19 protein-coding genes are annotated in these 17,871 nt (G+C 68.2%); 13 read left to right on the top strand and 6 right to left on the bottom strand.

What is annotated here, in order from left to right:
- Position 1 precedes the first annotated feature (1 nt).
- The 4 genes from AC4ELH_RS32170 to pdxH all read right to left on the bottom strand — a co-directional run bounded on the left by AC4ELH_RS32170 (position 2) and on the right by pdxH (position 3,867).
- On the bottom strand, positions 2–586 hold the full coding sequence (locus tag AC4ELH_RS32170; RefSeq protein WP_131811653.1) for a hypothetical protein: 585 nt from the start codon (positions 584–586) through the stop codon (positions 2–4).
- A 467-nt stretch (positions 587–1,053) separates the two neighbouring features.
- Positions 1,054–1,692, bottom strand: a complete 639-nt coding sequence (locus AC4ELH_RS32165) for a TetR/AcrR family transcriptional regulator (RefSeq protein WP_110777385.1) — start codon at positions 1,690–1,692, stop codon at positions 1,054–1,056.
- An 81-nt stretch (positions 1,693–1,773) separates the two neighbouring features.
- Positions 1,774–3,090, bottom strand: coding sequence for an MFS transporter (locus tag AC4ELH_RS32160; protein ID WP_498888852.1), 1,317 nt, complete (start codon positions 3,088–3,090; stop codon positions 1,774–1,776).
- 63 nt (positions 3,091–3,153) lie between these two features.
- Entirely contained in the window at positions 3,154–3,867 is a 714-nt protein-coding gene (gene pdxH / locus AC4ELH_RS32155; protein WP_064883613.1) for a pyridoxamine 5'-phosphate oxidase, read from the bottom strand.
- 41 nt (positions 3,868–3,908) lie between these two features.
- Here pdxH and AC4ELH_RS32150 point away from each other — a divergent pair, with 41 nt between their 5' ends.
- From AC4ELH_RS32150 to AC4ELH_RS32105, 10 genes are all read left to right on the top strand, one after another.
- Positions 3,909–5,027, top strand: a complete 1,119-nt coding sequence (locus AC4ELH_RS32150; protein ID WP_448448330.1) for a citrate synthase 2 — start codon at positions 3,909–3,911, stop codon at positions 5,025–5,027.
- Positions 5,003–5,632 (top strand): maleylpyruvate isomerase N-terminal domain-containing protein, encoded by a 630-nt coding sequence (locus tag AC4ELH_RS32145; protein ID WP_498888849.1) that lies wholly within the window; start codon positions 5,003–5,005, stop codon positions 5,630–5,632. The genes AC4ELH_RS32150 and AC4ELH_RS32145 overlap by 25 nt, the downstream gene beginning before the upstream one ends.
- A gap of 141 nt (positions 5,633–5,773) precedes the next feature.
- Positions 5,774–6,226, top strand: a complete 453-nt coding sequence (locus AC4ELH_RS32140; RefSeq protein ID WP_498888847.1) for a VOC family protein — start codon at positions 5,774–5,776, stop codon at positions 6,224–6,226.
- Between the two features lie 132 nt (positions 6,227–6,358).
- Entirely contained in the window at positions 6,359–6,901 is a 543-nt protein-coding gene (locus tag AC4ELH_RS32135; protein ID WP_498888845.1) for a GNAT family N-acetyltransferase, read from the top strand.
- A gap of 105 nt (positions 6,902–7,006) precedes the next feature.
- Positions 7,007–7,624: an ECF transporter S component gene (locus AC4ELH_RS32130; RefSeq protein WP_498888843.1), complete on the top strand. Its 618-nt coding sequence runs from the start codon at positions 7,007–7,009 to the stop codon at positions 7,622–7,624.
- Positions 7,621–9,105 (top strand): ABC transporter ATP-binding protein, encoded by a 1,485-nt coding sequence (locus AC4ELH_RS32125; protein ID WP_498888841.1) that lies wholly within the window; start codon positions 7,621–7,623, stop codon positions 9,103–9,105. The genes AC4ELH_RS32130 and AC4ELH_RS32125 overlap by 4 nt, the downstream gene beginning before the upstream one ends.
- Positions 9,102–9,857, top strand: coding sequence for an energy-coupling factor transporter transmembrane component T family protein (locus AC4ELH_RS32120; protein ID WP_448448326.1), 756 nt, complete (start codon positions 9,102–9,104; stop codon positions 9,855–9,857). The genes AC4ELH_RS32125 and AC4ELH_RS32120 overlap by 4 nt, the downstream gene beginning before the upstream one ends.
- Positions 9,844–10,395 (top strand): AAA family ATPase, encoded by a 552-nt coding sequence (locus AC4ELH_RS32115; RefSeq protein WP_498888839.1) that lies wholly within the window; start codon positions 9,844–9,846, stop codon positions 10,393–10,395. Before AC4ELH_RS32120 ends, AC4ELH_RS32115 begins: the two co-directional genes overlap by 14 nt.
- A 32-nt stretch (positions 10,396–10,427) precedes the next feature.
- Positions 10,428–11,051 (top strand): nicotinamide riboside transporter PnuC, encoded by a 624-nt coding sequence (pnuC, locus tag AC4ELH_RS32110; RefSeq protein ID WP_064883629.1) that lies wholly within the window; start codon positions 10,428–10,430, stop codon positions 11,049–11,051.
- Positions 11,048–12,136, top strand: coding sequence for an AAA family ATPase (locus AC4ELH_RS32105; protein WP_498888837.1), 1,089 nt, complete (start codon positions 11,048–11,050; stop codon positions 12,134–12,136). The genes pnuC and AC4ELH_RS32105 overlap by 4 nt, the downstream gene beginning before the upstream one ends.
- Positions 12,137–12,158: 22 nt before the next feature.
- Here the strand turns inward: AC4ELH_RS32105 and AC4ELH_RS32100 are convergent, their stop codons facing one another.
- Both AC4ELH_RS32100 and AC4ELH_RS32095 read right to left on the bottom strand, forming a co-directional pair.
- Entirely contained in the window at positions 12,159–13,823 is a 1,665-nt protein-coding gene (locus tag AC4ELH_RS32100) for a 4Fe-4S binding protein (protein ID WP_498888835.1), read from the bottom strand.
- 38 nt (positions 13,824–13,861) lie between these two features.
- Positions 13,862–14,878, bottom strand: coding sequence for an AurF N-oxygenase family protein (locus AC4ELH_RS32095; protein ID WP_055117515.1), 1,017 nt, complete (start codon positions 14,876–14,878; stop codon positions 13,862–13,864).
- Between the two features lie 122 nt (positions 14,879–15,000).
- On the opposite strand from AC4ELH_RS32095, the gene map reads away from it, so the two are divergent.
- The 3 genes from map (at position 15,001) to sepH (ending at position 17,800) form a co-directional block, all read left to right on the top strand.
- Entirely contained in the window at positions 15,001–15,765 is a 765-nt protein-coding gene (gene map / locus AC4ELH_RS32090; protein ID WP_498888832.1) for a type I methionyl aminopeptidase, read from the top strand.
- Between the two features lie 23 nt (positions 15,766–15,788).
- On the top strand, positions 15,789–16,895 hold the full coding sequence (serC, locus tag AC4ELH_RS32085; protein ID WP_064883637.1) for a phosphoserine transaminase: 1,107 nt from the start codon (positions 15,789–15,791) through the stop codon (positions 16,893–16,895).
- Between the two features lie 92 nt (positions 16,896–16,987).
- A complete protein-coding gene (gene sepH, locus AC4ELH_RS32080; protein WP_448448320.1) occupies positions 16,988–17,800 on the top strand; it encodes a septation protein SepH in 813 nt (270 codons plus the stop codon).
- The last annotated feature ends 71 nt before the right edge of the window (positions 17,801–17,871 follow it).

Genomic DNA, 17,871 nt, shown 5'->3' with positions numbered 1-17,871 from the left:
TCTAGAGCCTGCCCGCCCACAGTGCGATCTGCCAGGCCCCGACGGCGATACCGACCAGGCAGACCGCCAACACCGCCCAGTACAGCGTCGACGTCCAATTCGGCGCCGAGTAGATGGCATCCGTGCGGCGCCGGGTGTCCACCCGTGTGTAGACCGCCAGCGCGCCGATGGCCACCGGCCCGGCCAACAGCCAACCCGCGACCGCCGTGACGATCATCGGTCCCATGATCGCGCCGATCACCGCGATGATCACTCCGGCCAGTGCCAGTGCGAGCGCCACCGCAAACCAGATCAACGGTGGTCCGGTGGTCCGCAGCGCGGCGGCTCCGGGCCCGACCGTGATGGGTTGACCGAACGCGTCCTGCGCCCCCATCGGTTGGCCGGCAGGCGGCCCCCCGAAGACCTCGTGCGACGCACGCTGGGGCTGGGCCTGGGCCGCAGGTGCGCCGGCCCACGGGTCGAAACCCGACGAGGGCCCACCCGGACCTGGTGCGGGATGCCCGCCGGGGCCGGCGGGCGGGCCGGAGGGCCCGGGCCGGGCCGGGGGACCGAAGTCGCTGAAATCGAATGGACTCGGGGTGCTCAAACGCCACCAATCCTTCCGTCTTCAGTTCTCGGTCGAGCCAGGTCGGCGCAGCGTGGGATGCCCACCACTGAAAGCGAAGCCAGACCCCCGAACCGCACCACGTGATGCTATCGAAGCAGGCTGTACGGCGACCCCATGGTTGGCCGAAGCGATCGCCCGTCGCGGGCCGCCGAATGGGTTGTTGCCGAATGGATCAGCCGGGCCGTCCCCGTGCCAGCCGTCTGTCATCTGCTTTTCCCCACCCATTGCTCGTTGACCCCGCCGAACAGCGATCGCCAGCCGTCGACGATCCGAAGATTCGATGGTAATCGGGCCCGGCGCCGCCGTGCGCAGCGGCGTTCGCTGACCTGCGCCACCGAACCGTCGAATACTGCCGATACTTCGCATTCGTACGCGGCCGATTGAGCCTAACCGCATCTGTGGGGTCGGCTGCGCGCCAAGATTCCCGGATGTATCGCTCCCGCGAGCTATCCCGCGCCCTCGACGACCGCGAGGAAATCGGCGTACGTCGCCTTGATCTTGTCGACGATGTCGTCCACGCTCACCGAAGCCCAGTCGGCCCGAGATCCCAGCTCAGCGATGGCCGTCATGATGATCGAGCCCCACACCACGGCCGTCAGCTTGAGCCGGCGATCGTCACCGGGCACGCCCATCCGCCGGGTCAACGCGACGTTGACCGCATCCGCCCGGAACTGCGACGCGGTGTGCATCAGCGCCGGCGACGAGGTGACGATGCGCGCCGAGGCCAACAGCCGATCGGCCGTGAGCTGGGTCGGCGGCGCGGTCTTGGTCTTGAGGAAGGCTTGCACGTGAGCGCGGTATACCGCCTCGAGATGGCCGATGTCGGCCGGTTGCGCCGTCAACTCGACCGCCACACTCTCGATCACCTCGTCGACGAACGCCAGCACCACTGCATCTTTGGTGGCGAAGTAGCGGCTGAAGGTGCGTGGCGAGACATCTGCGACCGCCGCGATCTGCTCGACGGTGGTGCTCTCGAATCCCTGGCGGTCGCACAGGTCTATCGCGGCCTCGATCAGCATCGCTCGGGTGCGCTGCTTCTTGCGTTCGCGCAGTCCGGTCTCGGCCTGGCGCATCCCGTCAACCACGAGATCGGATGTTAGCCCTCAAAGGCCTGCTTTTCGGTCCATTTCGGCAACTATGTGGCGCTCAGTGCCATTCGCCGGTCGTCATACTTTGTCAGCCTCGGACTGTTCCTGCGGGACGGTCGTCTGCGCGCCGGTCGCGCCCACCCGGTAGCGCACGAACGCCGGCACCGCGAGCGCGGCGATCAGCACACCGACGATCACCAGCGCCCCGCCGCCCGCAGCGGCGACCGTGGTGCCCACCGCCGCCGCTGCCGCGCCGTGCAATGTGTCCGCCAACCGCGGGCCGCCGGCGACCACGACGGTGAAGACGCCCTGTAGCCGGCCGCGCAGCTCGTCAGAGGCCGCCTGCTGCAGGATCGTCGACCGGAACGCGGCCGACACCATGTCGGCCGCACCGCCAACGGCCAAGAAAGCCAACGCAATCCACAGCACCACCCCGGCGCTGCCGCCTGCCGCACCACCGGCGATACCGAACCCGGCCATCGCCGCGCCCCACACCACGATCGCCACGACCACGGCCAGCCCCTGCCTACGAATCCGCGGCAGCCAGCCAGAGAAGACGCCACCGGCCACCGCACCCACCGACATCGCCGCCGCCAGCAACGCCATGGCAGTGCCGCCCTCCACCGGACCGCCGAAGCTCTCATGTGCCATCTGGGGGAACAGTGCCCGCGGCATCCCGAAGATCATCGCCACCAGATCGACGACGAACGACATCAACACCACCCGGTTACCGGCGAGGTAGCGGAAACCGTCCAGCACCGCCGTGAGGCCCCACCGCGAGCCGCCCTCCTCGGTGGTCGCCGGCGGCATCGGCGCCAGCCGGAACGTGGCCCAGATCGGCACCAGGCAGCAGATGGCGTCGATGAGATAGAGCGTCGACAAATCCACCCAGTGCAACATCACCCCGGCCAACAGGGGTCCGACGATCGCCCCGAACTGGAAGACCGTCATGTTCAGCGCGTTCGCCGCGGGCAACTGCTCGCCCGGCAGCATCCGTGGAATCGCCGCTGACCGGGTCGGGCTGTTGATCGCGAAGAACGCCTGCTGCACCGACAGCAGGCACAGCACCACCCAGACGTTGTTCAGCGCCAGCGCGGTCTGCAGCCACAACAGCACCGACGACACGGCCAGGCCGATCGAGGCGATGATCAGCAGCAGCCTGCGGTCCATCGCGTCGGCCCAGGCTCCGCCCCACAGGCCGAAGACCACCAGCGGGACGAGCGCGAACAGGCCGGACAATCCGACGTAGGCGGAGTTCTCGGTGAGCACGTACAACTGCACCGGCACCGCAAAGATGGTCAGGTTGGCACCGATGACCGTGGGGATCCCGGCCACCCACAGCCGCCGGAAGTCCGGGGTGCGCAGCGGTGTGGTGTCGGCGAAGAACCTACGCACGACGGCGGGCGAGCGAAGCGACGGGGGATGTCGCCCTGGGGCGAGCGAAGCGACGGGGGAACTTCATGGCTGGAGGCGTTCGGCGTGCGCCTCACCCGATGCCGGCCCGGCGGCGAAGATCACGCGAATTCGGTTGTGTACCCGGTTCTCCCGGCCCTGCCAGAACTCCACGCTCTCGGGTGCGATCAGGTAGCCGCCCCAGTTCGGCGGCACCGGAACCGTTTCGAGGTCGGCGAACCGCGCCGTCACCTCGGCGAGCTGGCCGAGCAGCGCCGGGCGCGATGCGATCGGGCTCGACTGCTGCGACGCCCACGCCCCCAGCTGCGAACCGCGGGGCCGCTTGGACCAGTACTCCTGGGTGGCCTCACGGCTCACCTTGGTGACCGGACCGCGCACATGGACCTGACGCCCCAGCCGGTACCAGGGGAAGGTCGCCGACGCGTACGGATGTGCGGCCAGCTGTGACCCCTTGGCGGAGTCATAGTTGGTGTAGAACGTGATGCCTGTCTCGTCCATGCTCTTGCACAACACGGTTCGGCTGACGGGTCTTCCCTCGCTGTCGGTGGTGGCCACGACCATGGCATTGGCCTCCGCCACTCCGGCGCGGTACGCATCGGCCAGCCAGGTCCGCAACAGCGTCAGCCAACCGGTTGCCGGGTCATCGCCGAGCCAGTCGACGTCCAGGTCGCCGCAGCCGTCCTTCTCCACGTAGTCCACACGCATGGCAGCCAGGTCGTGTTGGTCGTGTTCAGGGGCTGGTCCGGAGGGTATGGCCACCGCGGTAACGCTACGCCTGGACGTGGTGCAACAATCTGGCCATGCCAGCTGTACCGGAAGACTTCGTTGCCGGCCTCGAAGGCGTCGTCGCCTTCACCACCGAGATCGCCGAGCCGGACAAGGACGGCGGCGCGCTGCGCTACCGGGGCGTGGACATCGAGGAACTCGTCGAACGCCGGGTCACCTTCGGCGACGTGTGGGGACTTCTGGTCGACGGCAGTTTCGGCACGGGCCTGCCCCCGGCCGAGCCCTTCCCGCTGCCCATCCACAGCGGCGATGTCCGCGTCGACGTCCAGGCCGGACTGGCGATGCTGGCTCCGATCTGGGGCTACGCGCCACTGTTGGACATCGACGACACCACTGCCCGTGACCAGTTGGCCCGGGCCTCGGTGATGGCACTGTCCTACGTCGCCCAGTCCGCCCGCGGCATCTATCAGCCCGCCGTGCCGCAACGCCGGATCGACGAATGTGACACGGTCACAGCACGTTTCATGACGCGTTGGCAGGGCGACCCGGATCCCAGGCACGTCGAGGCGATCGACGCCTACTGGGTCACCGCCGCCGAACACGGGATGAATGCCTCGACGTTCACGGCCCGGGTGATCGCCTCCACGGGCGCCGACGTCGCGGCCTCCCTGTCGGGCGCGGTGGGCGCGATGAGCGGGCCGCTGCACGGCGGTGCCCCGGCCCGGGTGCTGCCGATGATCGAAGAGGTCGAGAAGTCCGGTGACGCCCGCGCGGTGGTGAAATCCATCCTGGATCGCGGCGACAAGCTGATGGGCTTCGGCCATCGCGTGTACCGGGCCGAGGATCCGCGGGCCCGGGTGCTGCGGGCCACGGCGAAACGCCTTGAGGCGCCCCGCTACGAGGTGGCCGCGGCCCTGGAGCAAGCCGCGCTGGCCGAGCTTCGCGAACGGCGCCCGGACCGGGCCATCGAGACCAATGTCGAGTTCTGGGCGGCGGTGATCCTGGACTTCGCCGAGGTGCCCGCCTCGATGATGCCCGCGATGTTCACCTGTGGCCGGACCGCCGGCTGGTGCGCGCACATCATGGAACAGAAACGGCTGGGCAAGCTGGTCCGCCCCGCCGCCATCTACGTCGGCCCCGAACCGCGCAGCGTGCAGTCGGTCGCCGGATGGGACAAGATCGCCACGTCGTGAGCGGTCCTCGCGACGAATTCGCCTCGGCGGCACACGCTTTCGCCCGGCTGGTTCGGGCGTTGCCGGCGGATTCGTTCGACGGGCCCGGCCTGGGCGAGTGGGATCTGCGCGCCCTTGTGGGTCACGCGTCGCGCTCGCTGATCACCGTCAGCACGTACCTACAGGACCCGGCGTCGGCGGCCGATCTGGCAGGACCGGTCGAGTACTACGCCGCGATTCGTGCGTTCCTGTCCGACGGCGACGCCGTCGTCGAACGCGGCAGGCAGGCCGGCCGCGACCTGGGCTCCGATCCGGCCGCCGCGGTGGATGCGCTGGTCAGCCAGGCCCTGGCCGATGTCGACAAGGCAGGCGATCCGTTGATCACCGTGATCGGCGGGTTCGGCATCCGATTGAGCGACTACCTGCCGACCCGCATCTTCGAACTCGCTGTGCACAGCCTGGACATCGCGCGGGCCACTGGTGTTTCGGCGGATCTGCCGGCCGAGGTGATGACGGCAGCCACCGTCCTGGCCGCGCGGATCGCGGTCGAGCTGGGCACGGGTGAGGCGGTGCTGATGACCCTGACCGGACGGGCCGATCTGCCTCCCGGTTTCTCGGTCGTCTGACTTCTCGCCCTTGCGCCGAAACGACGGGTTCGCGGCCGAGCTTTTGTCGGTGGGCGGTGGTTGCATGGATGTGTCCGCCGATGAGATCCGCCTGCCGCGCGGGTCTGCATTGAACCCGCTCACCAACACCAGGAGAGAATCATGGCGATCGAAGTAACCCCCGCAGTCCTTCCGCATCTGGTTGTCGACGACGCTGCCGCGGCAATTGACTTCTACGTCAAGGCATTCGATGCCACCGAGCTGGGCCGGGTGCCCGGGCCCGACGGCAAACTCATCCACGCCGCACTCAACATCAACGGGTCGACGGTCATGCTGAACGACGACTTTCCCGAGTACAACGACGGCAAGCCGTCAACGCCCAAGGCGCTGGGCGGAAGCCCGGTGACCATCCACCTCACCGTGACCGATGTCGAGGACAAGTTCGCCAAGGCCGTCGACGCCGGCGCCGAGATCGTCATGCCGCTCGAAGACCAGTTCTGGGGCGACCGCTACGGCGTTCTGCGCGACCCGTTCGGCCACCTGTGGTCACTCGGACAGCCGGTGCGCGAGGTCAGCCCCGAGGAGATCGCACAGGCCATGCAGTCCGGGCAGTAGGCCACCGTCAACCGGGCCCTGCCCACCGCGACCGTTGGTGTCGGTGAGGCAGGCTCCGGGGAGGTGGTAGGCGCGACCGGAAGGACGGCGCGGCGCCCAGGAACAGCGGTGCCAGCATGACATTCTGAGTCGGTGATCGACGTGGTGATCGCCGAGCCGGGGCAACTGAGCGAGGGCGACCTACGCTCCGCCGAGGCATTGGTCCGCTCGGCTTTCGGCGACGGCTTCCGCGAGCATGACTGGCTCCATGGTGTCGACGGAGTACACGTCATGGTCACCGAGGACAGCGTGTTGCTGGCTCACGCGGCGGTAGTGACCCGGACGCTCCGCCACGACCGTGATGTGTTTCAGGCCGGCTACGTCGAGGCTGTTGCCGTGCGCAACGACCGACAGGGCCGCGGCCTGGGCCGCCTGCTGATGGAGGACACGGAGGCCATCCTCGCCGAACGGCACGACATCGGGGCCCTCAACGCCGTCGAAAGCGCGGCTCCGTTCTATGCCAGCCGCGGCTGGCATCCTTGGGACGGCCCAACCCAGGCTGAAACCCCGAGTGGGTTGATCGACACCTACGATGCCGCCGACCGGATCTTCCTGCTCCCGATTCGCACTCCGGTCTGCGGTTTCGCGAAGTCAGTGCCCTTGATCTGCGATTGGCGCATCGGCGACCTCTGGTAGGCGACAACGGATCGACCCCGCGCAGGAGTGGGCGGCGTTCGGGCGGCCCGGCGCAGCTCATACTGGTTTCCGCGCATGACATCGCGACGTGCACGAAGGAGATCGATGAACACCCAGCCCACCGACACCACGCCGGCTGCCCGCGCCCTGCGCTGGCGGGTCGTGGACATCGTCGTCGCCAGCGTCCTCGCAACGGCGGCCGGGCTGGTGTTCGTCGTGTGGAACATCGCGTCCAACCCGATCGGTGCACCGTTGACGGCGGCGCTTCCAGGTCTGCAGGCGTTGCTCGCCGGCGGATGGTTGTTCGCCGGCGTGCTCACCGCCCTGGTGATTCGCAAGCCCGGAGCGGCCCTGTACGGCGAGCTCGTCGCGGCCACGGTGTCGGCGTTGGTCGGCAACCAGTGGGGCGTGCTCACGCTCGAATCCGGACTGGTGCAGGGGCTCGGCGCGGAACTGGTTTTCGCGGTGTTCCTCTACCGCCGCTGGGGATTGCCGGTCGCGCTGATCGCCGGGGCGGCCGCCGGGCTGGCCCTGGCGATCAACGACCTCATCCTCTGGTATCCCGGTTCGGCCAACACGTTCGCCGCGATCTACACGGTTTCGGCGATCGTGTCCGGCGCACTCGTCGCCGGGCTCCTGTCGTGGTTCGCGGTCAGGGGTCTGGCGAAGACCGGAGCGCTGAGCCGGTTCGCGTCGGGACGGATCGGCCCCGAGGCTCGATGAACTCACCGCACGGCGCCGGTGCCACGGTCACGGCACACGCCTGGGGTTGGTGCCACGCCGGACGCGCCGCCTGGGCCGTGCGGGATCTCGATCTGCGGATCGAGCCCGGCGAGCGGGTGTTGCTGTTGGGGCCGTCCGGTGCCGGGAAATCGACTCTGCTGCATGGCATTGCGGGATTGCTCGGCGGTGCCGAGGAAGGCAGGCAGGCGGGCACGCTGCGGGTCGACGGTGCCGCGCCGAACGAACAACGTCACCGGCTCGGGATGGTGCTGCAGGATCCCGACGCCCAGGTGATCCTGTCCCGGGTCGGTGACGACGTGGCCTTCGGCATGGAGAACCTCGGCGTCGCGCGCGAACAGATCTGGCCCCGGGTCCGAACGGCCCTGGACGCGGTCGGCCTGAAACTGGCTCTGTCCCAATCCACGTCGGAACTGTCCGGCGGACAGAAGCAGCGGCTTGCGCTGGCCGGGGTGATCGCGATGGATCCCGGGCTCATCCTGCTCGACGAACCGACGGCGAATCTCGACCCCGCCGGTGTCCTCGAAGTGCGGGATGCGGTTGTCGCCTCCGCCGCCCGGACCGGTGCGACACTGATCGTCATCGAGCACCGCACCGATGTGTGGATGCCCGTCGTCGACCGCGTCGTCGTGCTCGGCGCCGACGGTCGGGTGCTCGCCGACGGGACCCCGGATACGACCATCCGGCACAATCACGACTACCTGGTCCGATCGGGTGTGTGGGTGCCTGACACCCCGCTGCCCGAGATCACCCGCCACCGGTCCGGAACCCGCGAATCACTGCTGCATGCCACGGATCTCGCACTGGCCCACCCGGGCGATCCTCCGATGCACGTCGGGTTGAACTTCGAGATCGAGGCTGGACAGACCACGGTGATCACCGGCCCGAACGGAGCGGGCAAGTCGACGCTGGCGCTCACCCTGGGTGGCCTGTTGCCCGTGCCCGCCGGACGTCTCGAGGCGCACCCCGACTTCGCCCCTTCCCCGTCCCGCCGCAAGCCCGTCAAATGGCGGTCGAAAGAACTGCTCACCCGGATCGGCAGCGTGTTCCAGGATCCTGAGCATCAGTTCCTCACCGCCACGGTGCGCGACGAACTCGCGTTGGGTCCCAAGGCCATCAAGCTCCCCGCCGCCGAGATCGCCGCCCGCACCGACGAACTCCTCGAACGCCTGCACCTGACACACCTCGCCGCGGTGAACCCCTACACGTTGTCGGGTGGCGAGAAGCGCCGCCTGTCGGTGGCAACGATGCTGGCAACCGCACCCAAGGTGATCATCCTCGACGAGCCGACGTTCGGCCAGGACCGCCGCACGTGGGAGGAGTTGACCGGGTTGCTGGCCGAAATCGCCGACGGCGGTACGGCGGTCGTCGCCGCAACCCACGATCTCGATTTTGCCGACGTGCTCGCCGACGCCCGGATCGTGCTGCCGGACTGGGAGCCGACCGCGGAGACGCGGCCGTGACTGTGCGCACGATCAACCCGGTCGCACGACTGCTCACCGCGCTGGTCATCGCGGGCGCCCTGGTGCTGTCGGTCGACTGGGTTTCGGCGCTGACCGCACTGGTCGGGGAGATCGTGCTGTTCGCCGTGGTCGGGGTGAGACTGCGGGCGGCACTGACCCGAGGCGCGGTGGTCGCGCTCGCAGCCACACTCACCGCGATCACCATCCTGCTCTACGGGCAAGTGAGCGGAACGGTGTACTGGCACTTCTTCCTCGTCACGATCAGTGACGGATCCATCGCCCTGGCAGCGGCCACCTTCCTCCGCGTCCTGGCCATCGCGCTGCCGTCGGTCATTCTGTTCATCGACGTCGAATCGACCGAATTGGCAGACGGTTTGGGTCAGGTGCTGCGACTGCCGGCCCGGTTCGTGATCGGCGCCCTGGCCGGCCTGCGACTGGTCGGACTGCTCGGGCAGGACTGGCAGTATCTCGGCTATGCCAGGCGGGCCCGCGGGGTGGCCGACCATGCGAGGGTGCGCCGGGTCGCCGGGCAGACGTTCGCCCTGCTGGTGTTCGCCGTGCGGCGCGGGTCGAAGCTGGCCACCGCGATGGAAGCCCGCGGGTTCGGCGCCTACCCCACCCGCACCTGGGCCCGGCCGTCGACGTTCGGTGCCCGCGAGTTCGCCTTGATCGCAGCAGGATTCGTTATCGCCGCAGTCGCCATCGGCGTCTCGGTTTCCTCCGGAGCCTGGAACTTCATTGGCGCTCGATGAGATCCTGAGCCGGCTCGGTCCCGCTGCGACGACCGTGCTGATCGACGGCCGTTCCGGGTCGGGCAAGTCGACGCTGGCGGCACAACTGCACGAGAGCTGGGCCGATTCCGTCGTGGTCCGCCTTGACGACATCTACCCGGGATGGGATGGATTGGCGTGGGCCGCAGAGCATGTGCAGCGTTCGCTGCTCGAGCCGCGGGTGGCCGGACGTAACGGGCGCTGGCGGCAATGGGATTGGGCTGCCGCCGCTCCGAGCGGCCACCACGAGGTCGAACCCGGCCAACGGCTGATCGTCGAGGGCATCGGGGCGCTCACCCCGGCCGGCCGGGCACTGGCCGATCTGGGCATCTGGGTCGACGCCGACGACACCGAGCGCAAGCGCCGGGCACTGGACCGCGACGGCGAGACCTACCGACCGCACTGGGACCGGTGGGCCGCCCAGGAGGACGAGTTCATCGCGCGGTTCCGCCCCAGGGCGTGCGCCGATCTGATCGCGGTGCTGACCGCAGGCAGATTCGAATTCACCGCTCCCGGTTAGGGTCGACGCGGAACAACCGGAGGGGAGAGTCGATGCTGGACTGGCTGGCGCAGCTCGTGCAGCCACTCAACACCACACTGTTCGTGCTGGGCGGCGACGCGGTCAGTTGGGCCGAGCTGCTGGGCTTCCTCACCGGCGGGCTGTGCGTGGCGCTGACCGTGCGCAGGCACATCGCCAACTTCCCGGTGGGCATCGCCAACTGCCTGTTTTTCCTGGTGCTGTTCACCTCGGCCCGGCTGTGGGCCGACGCCGGCCTTCAGGTGCTCTACATCGCGCTGGGTTTCGCCGGATGGTGGCAGTGGCGGTACGGCAACGCCGGTCGCACGCCACTGATGGTCACCCGCGCCCGCCCCGACCAAATCGGCTGGTGCGTAGGTGTTGTCGTGGCCGGCACGGCTCTGCTGACGGTCGTCCTCCGGGCCGCCCACGATGCAGCCCCGTTTCTCGACGCGCTCACCACGAGCCTGTCGCTGGTCGCGCAGTGGCTGCTGAACGGCAAGTACGTCCAAACCTGGTACTTCTGGATCGCCGCTGACTGCGTCTACATCCCGCTGTACGTGAGCCGGGATCTGAACCTGACCGCGGCCATCTACGCCGTGTTCCTGGTGCTGTGCCTGTCGGGGCTGCAGTCCTGGCGGAAGGTGCGGGTGTCATGAGCGAGTTCGGTCATGGCCTGTTCATCGGCAAGTTCTATCCGCCCCATCGCGGACACCACGCCGCCATCACGGACGCGGCGAACCGGTGCGACCGGGTCAGCGTGCTGGTGATGGCGGCCGCACCGGAAACCGTGCCGCTGGCCGATCGGGTGGCCTGGCTCCGCGAGACACACTCGGAGCAGACCAACGTGACCGTCGCCGGAATCCCTTGCGATGCACCGCTGGACGTCACCGACCAACGCGTGTGGGCAGCGCAGGTGGCCGCCATGCGGGCCGGGTTGCGGGCGGCGGGCTGCCCGACCGAGGTCGACGCGGTGTTCTGCGGCGACGACTACGGTGACGAGCTGGCACGCTGGTTCGACGCCGCGAGTGTGCGGATCACCCGGAGCCCGGTCAGCGCCTCGGCCGTCCGCCGCGACCTGGCCGACCGGTGGCTCGAACTGGCCCCGGCCACGCGTGCGGGACTGACCACCCGGGTCGTCGTGCTGGGCGCCGAGTCGACGGGGACGACGACAGTCGCCGCGCAACTGCAGCAGCACTATGCGGCACGCGGCGGAGTGTGGGCCTCGACGCGCAACGTCGAGGAGTACGGTCGCGAGCACACGGCCCGGCTCTGGGAACGCCAACCCGACCGAGCGATCGACGAATTGGTTTGGGATCACGCCGATTTCGATGACATCGGGACCGAGCAGAACCGCCGGGAAGAAGCTGCTGCTCGCGAGGGCTCACCGATCCTGGTGTGTGACACCGATGCGTTCGCCACCGCGGTGTGGGAACGCCGCTATCTCGGCATGGCCGCGCGCAGCGGTCAAGCATGGACCCGGGTGCCGCGCCGTGCGGTGTATCTGCTCACCGACCACACGGACGTGCCATGGCACGACGACGGAATGCGGGAGGGGGACCTGAACATGCGGGCGGCGATGACCGGCTGGTTCGCCGACGCCCTGACCGCGGCCGGGCACTCCTGGGTGCTGCTGACGGGCTCACTGGCCGATCGTGTCGAGTTGGCGCTACGCACCGTCGACCCGCTGCTGAATCTTTCGATGCGCTTCGGGGAGCCGTTGCACGGGCCCGGCTTCGAGTAATCCCGAGCCGGGCCCCGGCAACTCAGTGTGCCTGCAGGCTCGCGGTGAGTCGCTGGCGCACAGTCGGTTTCGGTGCCGTAGCGGCGACCGCGACCATCTCGTCGACCGAGGTGAACTTGTCCCGGGGACGGTCTTGGCCGCCGCGCGCGACCTCGGCGGCGTCGATCGCCCGCCACCCGGCGGCGTCGACCATGGCCGGCTGGCGGGTACGCACCAGCTTCTCCAAGGCGGCCGCCTTGTGCACCGGATCGGTCAGCGCACCGGCGTTGTAATCGTCGACCAGCTGGTGCACGGTCTGCGCCGCGCACGATTTGTTGGTGCCGATGAAGCCGGTGGGCCCGCGCTTGATCCAGCCGGCCACATAGGCGCCTAACGCACCGCGCACGCGGCCGGCGTCGTTGGGCACCACGGCGGCATCGTCGTCGAACGGCAGATCGGCAATTGCCTTGCCGCGGTAGCCGATCGAGGTCAGCACGAGGCCGGCCTCCAGCTCACGAACCTGGTCGGTTCCGGTGACACCGAATTCGATGCCGGCCACCCGGTCCTCGCCGAGCACACGCTGCGGGGTGAGGCGGTAGGCCAACCGGATCCGCGGCCGGGTCAGCGGCGCGGAGGCATTACCCAGCTTGGTCAGGATCTCCAGCTTGTTGCGGGTCAGCGGATCGGTCTCGCGGGCCAGGTCTGCGACCACCAGCTGGTGATCGGCCTCGTCGAGCACCACGTCACAGGTCGCGGTCAGGCCGATCAGCTCGGGCAGCGTGAAGGCCGATTCGGCGGGGCCGCGGCGGGCCGCGACCACCACTTCCTGCACCCGGGACGACCGCAGGGCCGCCAACGCATGATCGGAGATGTCGGTGCGGGCCAACACATCCGGATCGGTGGTGAGCACCCGGGCGACGTCGAATGCGACGTTCCCGTTGCCGACGATGACGACCCGCTCGTGGCTCAGGTCCACCGGCAGATCGGTGAACTCCGGGTGCCCGTTGATCCAGGCCACCATCTCGGTGGCAGTGCCCGTACCGGGCAGGTTCATGCCGTCGATGTCGAGCCGGCGGTCGTTGGGCGCACCCACCGCGTACAGCACGGCGTGATGGTGCTCCAGCAGGTCGGCATGCGACAGGTGCTTACCCACCTCGACGTTGAGGTAGAACCGGAAACCGGGCTGCCTGCCGATGGTGTCGAACAGCGTCGTCACCCGCTTGGTGCTCTGATGGTCCGGTGCCACACCGGCCCGCACCAGCCCGTAGGGCGTCGGCAGCTTCTCGAACACATTGACGCGCACGCCGCGCTGTGTCAGCAGTTCATCGGCCGCGTACATGGCGGCCGGGCCGGAGCCCACGATGGCCACCGTCAACGGCCCACCGGACCGCGCCGCGACGTGCGGCGCCGCGATCACCGGAGCCAATTTGGATGTCGGCGGCAGCTTGCCTTCCCGCTTCGGGTAGAAGGCGGCGTTCAACTCGATGAACGGCAGCTGCTTGTCCGTCAGCTTGGTATCGGCCGCGATGGCGCCGACCGGGCAGGCGCTCACGCACGCGCCGCAGTCCACACACGCCTCGGGGTCGATGTAGAGCATCTCGGCCGTCGCGAAGCCCGGCTCATCCGGTGAGGGATGGATGCAGTTCACCGGGCACGCGTAGACACAGGACCCGTCGCTACAACACGACTGGGTGATCACGTGGGGCATCTAGAACCTCTGCAGACCTTGCGCTTTCCGGACGAGCTTCAGGCGACCGAGACCAGGTGCTCGCGCTGTGGCTCGCTACGGTAGCGGCTCGGCGCCCCGTCGATCTTGCAGATCCGCCACATCAGCTTGGCGATCGGGTTCATCAGACCGGTGTCGTGGCACAGCATGCGCACGTCGCCGAACATATCCCGCAGCATCTTGCGCGACTCCGGGGAACGGAAGAACAGCTCCTTGCGCACCGAGCGCGGGATGTCGAATTCCTTCCAGAACGCGCGCGGCGGCACGATGATCGCCGAGCACAGGATGCGCATGGTCAGCGGCACGAACAGCGACAGGATCCAGCGCTGACGACGCCGCAGGTTCGGCACCCGCTTGTGCAGGTACTGGTGCGCGAACGAGATGTGGCGGGCCTCTTCGGCGACGTGGATCGCCATCACCCGCTCCATGATCGGGTGCAGGGCCTTGCCCTCGCGCAACACGTTCTTCTGCGTGTGGTCGATGGGCTCCTCGCCGGCGAGCACGCCGAAGAAGAACGGGATCGGCAGCGGACCGGCGGCCAGCGGGATCAGCGGCTGCAGCCACTTGAGTAGCCGCGGCATGCCCGGCACGTCCATGCCGATGCGGTTGACCATCTCCTGGAACATCAGGGTGTGGTTGCACTCCTCCACCGATTCGTGCAGGCAGTACCGGTATTCCGGCGAGCCGTTGGGCACCCAGAACGAGTACTCCATCAGACCGCGGATGAGGATGTTCTCGAAGTGCAGGCCGACCTTGGCGACGTTGGCCTGACGCCACATGCCGATCTCGATCTGCCGTTCGACCGGCTGCGCCTGGTACCACGGGTGACCGCCCATCGGGTCGGTCCCGGGCAGGATCCAGCGCGGATCATTGGGGATGACGGCAAATTCCGGAGAATCCCAGTCGATGTCCTTGTACGGGTTGAAATTGCGTCGCACCGAGCCCTCGGACAGCGTCGCGAGCATGTCGGTGTACTGAATGTCGTCGCTGACGTCCATGTTCTTGCGCCAGCGCCTGACCATCTTGGTCCGAGCCATGTTGCAGACCTCTCTATACTTGTCTGAGGTTTACATCTACCCACCTGTTGTACAAACGGTACCGCAGGTATCGAGTAAAAGTCCATGCCTGATTTGAATTGTTTGCCGATAGGTGACCGCACGTGGTCGAGCTGAAGACCGAAGACCAGGTAGAGGCGATGGCAGCGGCCGGAGCTGTGGTGGCCGACACACTGCAAACAATTGCCAGTCAGGCCGCTCCAGGCCATACCACGGCCGATCTGGACCGGATCGCCGCCGAAATCCTCGCCGCGCATCACGCCTCCTCACCGTTTCTGAACTACCACCCGCGGTGGGCGCCCAAACCCTTCCCGGCAGTGCTGTGCGTGAGCGTCAACGACGCGGTGGTGCACGGCATCCCCGACGGCACCGTCCTGGCCGACGGTGACCTGGTGTCGGTGGACTTCGGAGCAATCCTGAACGGCTGGTGCGGAGACTCCGCCCGCAGCTTCGTCGTGGGCACCGCAGCAGTGGCCGACACCGCGCTGATCGAGGCGACGGACGCAGCCTTGGCCGCCGGGATCGCCGCGGCACGGCCCGGCAACACCCTCGGTGATGTCGGACACGCCATCGCGTCGGTGGCCCGCGAGGCCGGCTACGGACTACTCGCCAACCACGGCGGCCACGGGATCGGGCGCACCATGCACGAAGCGCCCCACGTCCCCAACTCGGGACGGCCCGGGGAGGGCATGAGATTGCAGCCTGGCCTGGTGATCGCGATCGAGCCGATGCTGATTGCCGACGGCACCACGGGCTACGTCCACGACCCCGACGGGTGGACACTTCGCAGCGCCACCGGCGCCCGCGCCGCACACAGCGAACACACTGTGGCCGTCACCACCGACGGCGCCCGAATTTTGACGCGGTAGCGGCCGACTTTAGGCTGGTCGGTATGGCTGAACTGATCATCCCCGCCGATATCAAGCCCCGCGACGGCCGTTTCGGATGTGGACCCTCCAAGGTCCGCCCGGAGCAACTGACCGCGCTGGCCGCTGCCGGGGATCTGTTCGGCACGTCCCACCGGCAGGCACCGATCAAGAATCTCGTCGGTCGCGTCCGCGACGGGCTGCGTGAGCTGTTCTCGGTTCCCGACGGATACGAGGTGATCCTGGGTAACGGCGGCTCGACCGCATTCTGGGATGCCGCGGCGTTCGGCCTGATCGACAAGAAATCGCTGCACCTGACCTACGGCGAGTTCAGCTCGAAGTTCGCCTCGTGCGTGGCCAAGAACCCGTTCATCGGCGACCCGATCATCGTCAAGACCGACCCGGGCACCGCACCGCAGCCGCAGTCCGACCCGTCGGTCGACGCCGTCGCCTGGGCCCACAACGAGACCTCGACCGGCGTCTCGGTGCCGGTGCAGCGCCCGGCCGGTGATGCGCTGGTACTGATCGATGCCACCTCGGCCGCCGGCGGCCTGCCCGTCGACATCGCCGACACCGACGCGTATTACTTTGCGCCGCAGAAGAATTTCGCCGGTGACGGCGGCCTGTGGCTGGCCATCGTCAGCCCCGCGGCGCTGGCCCGTATCGAGGCCATCGGCGCGTCGGGCCGCTGGGTGCCTGACTTCCTGTCGCTGCCCATCGCGGTGGAGAACAGCCTCAAGAACCAGACCTACAACACCCCGGCGATCGCCACGTTGATCCTGCTCGCCGAGCAGATCGACTGGCTCAACGGCAACGGCGGCCTGGACTGGGCCGTCAAGCGCACCGCAGATTCCTCGCAGCGGCTGTACTCGTGGGCCGAGGGCACGTCGTTCGCCACCCCGTTCGTCACCGATCCGGCCCTGCGCTCGCAGGTCGTCGGCACGATCGACTTCAGCGATTCGGTGGATGCCGCCGCGGTCGCCAAGGTGCTGCGCGCCAACGGGATCGTGGATACCGAGCCCTACCGCAAGCTTGGCCGTAACCAGCTGCGAATCGGCATGTTCCCGGCCGTGGAGCCCGACGACGTCAGCGCCCTGACCGCCTGCGTCGACTGGGTCGTCGGCCAGCTCTGAGCAATCCCTCGATCCCGGTAGCCCTCCGCCAGCGTGTCAGCCCGGTAACGGGCTGATAACGCAGTAGGGTTCGCGCAGGAGGTCAGGTCGGTATGCGAGAACTCAGAGTCGTTGGATTGAACGTAGACGGCAGACGCATCATCTGCGAAGACGACGACTCCAAAGAGACGTTCAGCTTGCGTGTCGATGACCGGTTGCGCGCCGCGGTCCGCGGTGACAAGGTCGCCTCGAATCAGCCCGATATCGATGTAGAGGTGCAGAACGTGCTGCGACCCAAGGAGATTCAGGCAAAGATTCGCGCCGGGGCGTCGGTCGAGCAGTTGGCCGCAGCAGCCGGGGTGCCCATCGAACGGGTCGAGCGATTTGCCCATCCGGTATTGCTGGAGCGCGCGCGGGCAGCCGAGTTGGCCACCGCAGCGCATCCGGTACTGGCCGACGGGCCCGCGGTGCTGACGCTGCTCGAAACCGTCACCCAGGCCATCGTGGCCCGGGGCTTGGACCCCGATTCGATCGCCTGGGACGCGTGGCGCAACGAGGACAGCCGTTGGACCGTGCAGCTGGCCTGGAAGGCCGGCCGGTCGGACAACGTCGCGCATTTCCGCTATTCCCCCGGGGCCCACGGCGGCACCGTCTCGGCGTCGGACGACGCTGCCCGCCAGCTGATCAACCCCGATTTCGACAGGCCGCTGCGTCCGGTCGCTGCCGTGCCGCACCTGTTCGACAATCACGAGGCCGACGAAGCCCACGACGTTCCCGCGGCGGCACCCGAGCACTTCAGCCGGCCGGCCGAACCGATGCCCGCGCCCACTCCCCCGGCACCCAAGCGCAGCCGAAAGGCACGTGCGACGGTTCCGGCCTGGGAGGACGTATTGCTCGGCGTACGTTCCTCGGGCACCCAGCCCTGATCGATTTCGAGCCTGTGCTGAAGATTGGGGCCATCAGGTAGCCGCAATCTCCAGCGTTGGCGTTGGCGTTG

It is taken from the genome of Mycobacterium shunyiense (assembly GCF_058270075.1).
Note: the sequence above shows the minus strand (reverse complement) of the source record. Positions and strands in the feature narration are given on the sequence as shown.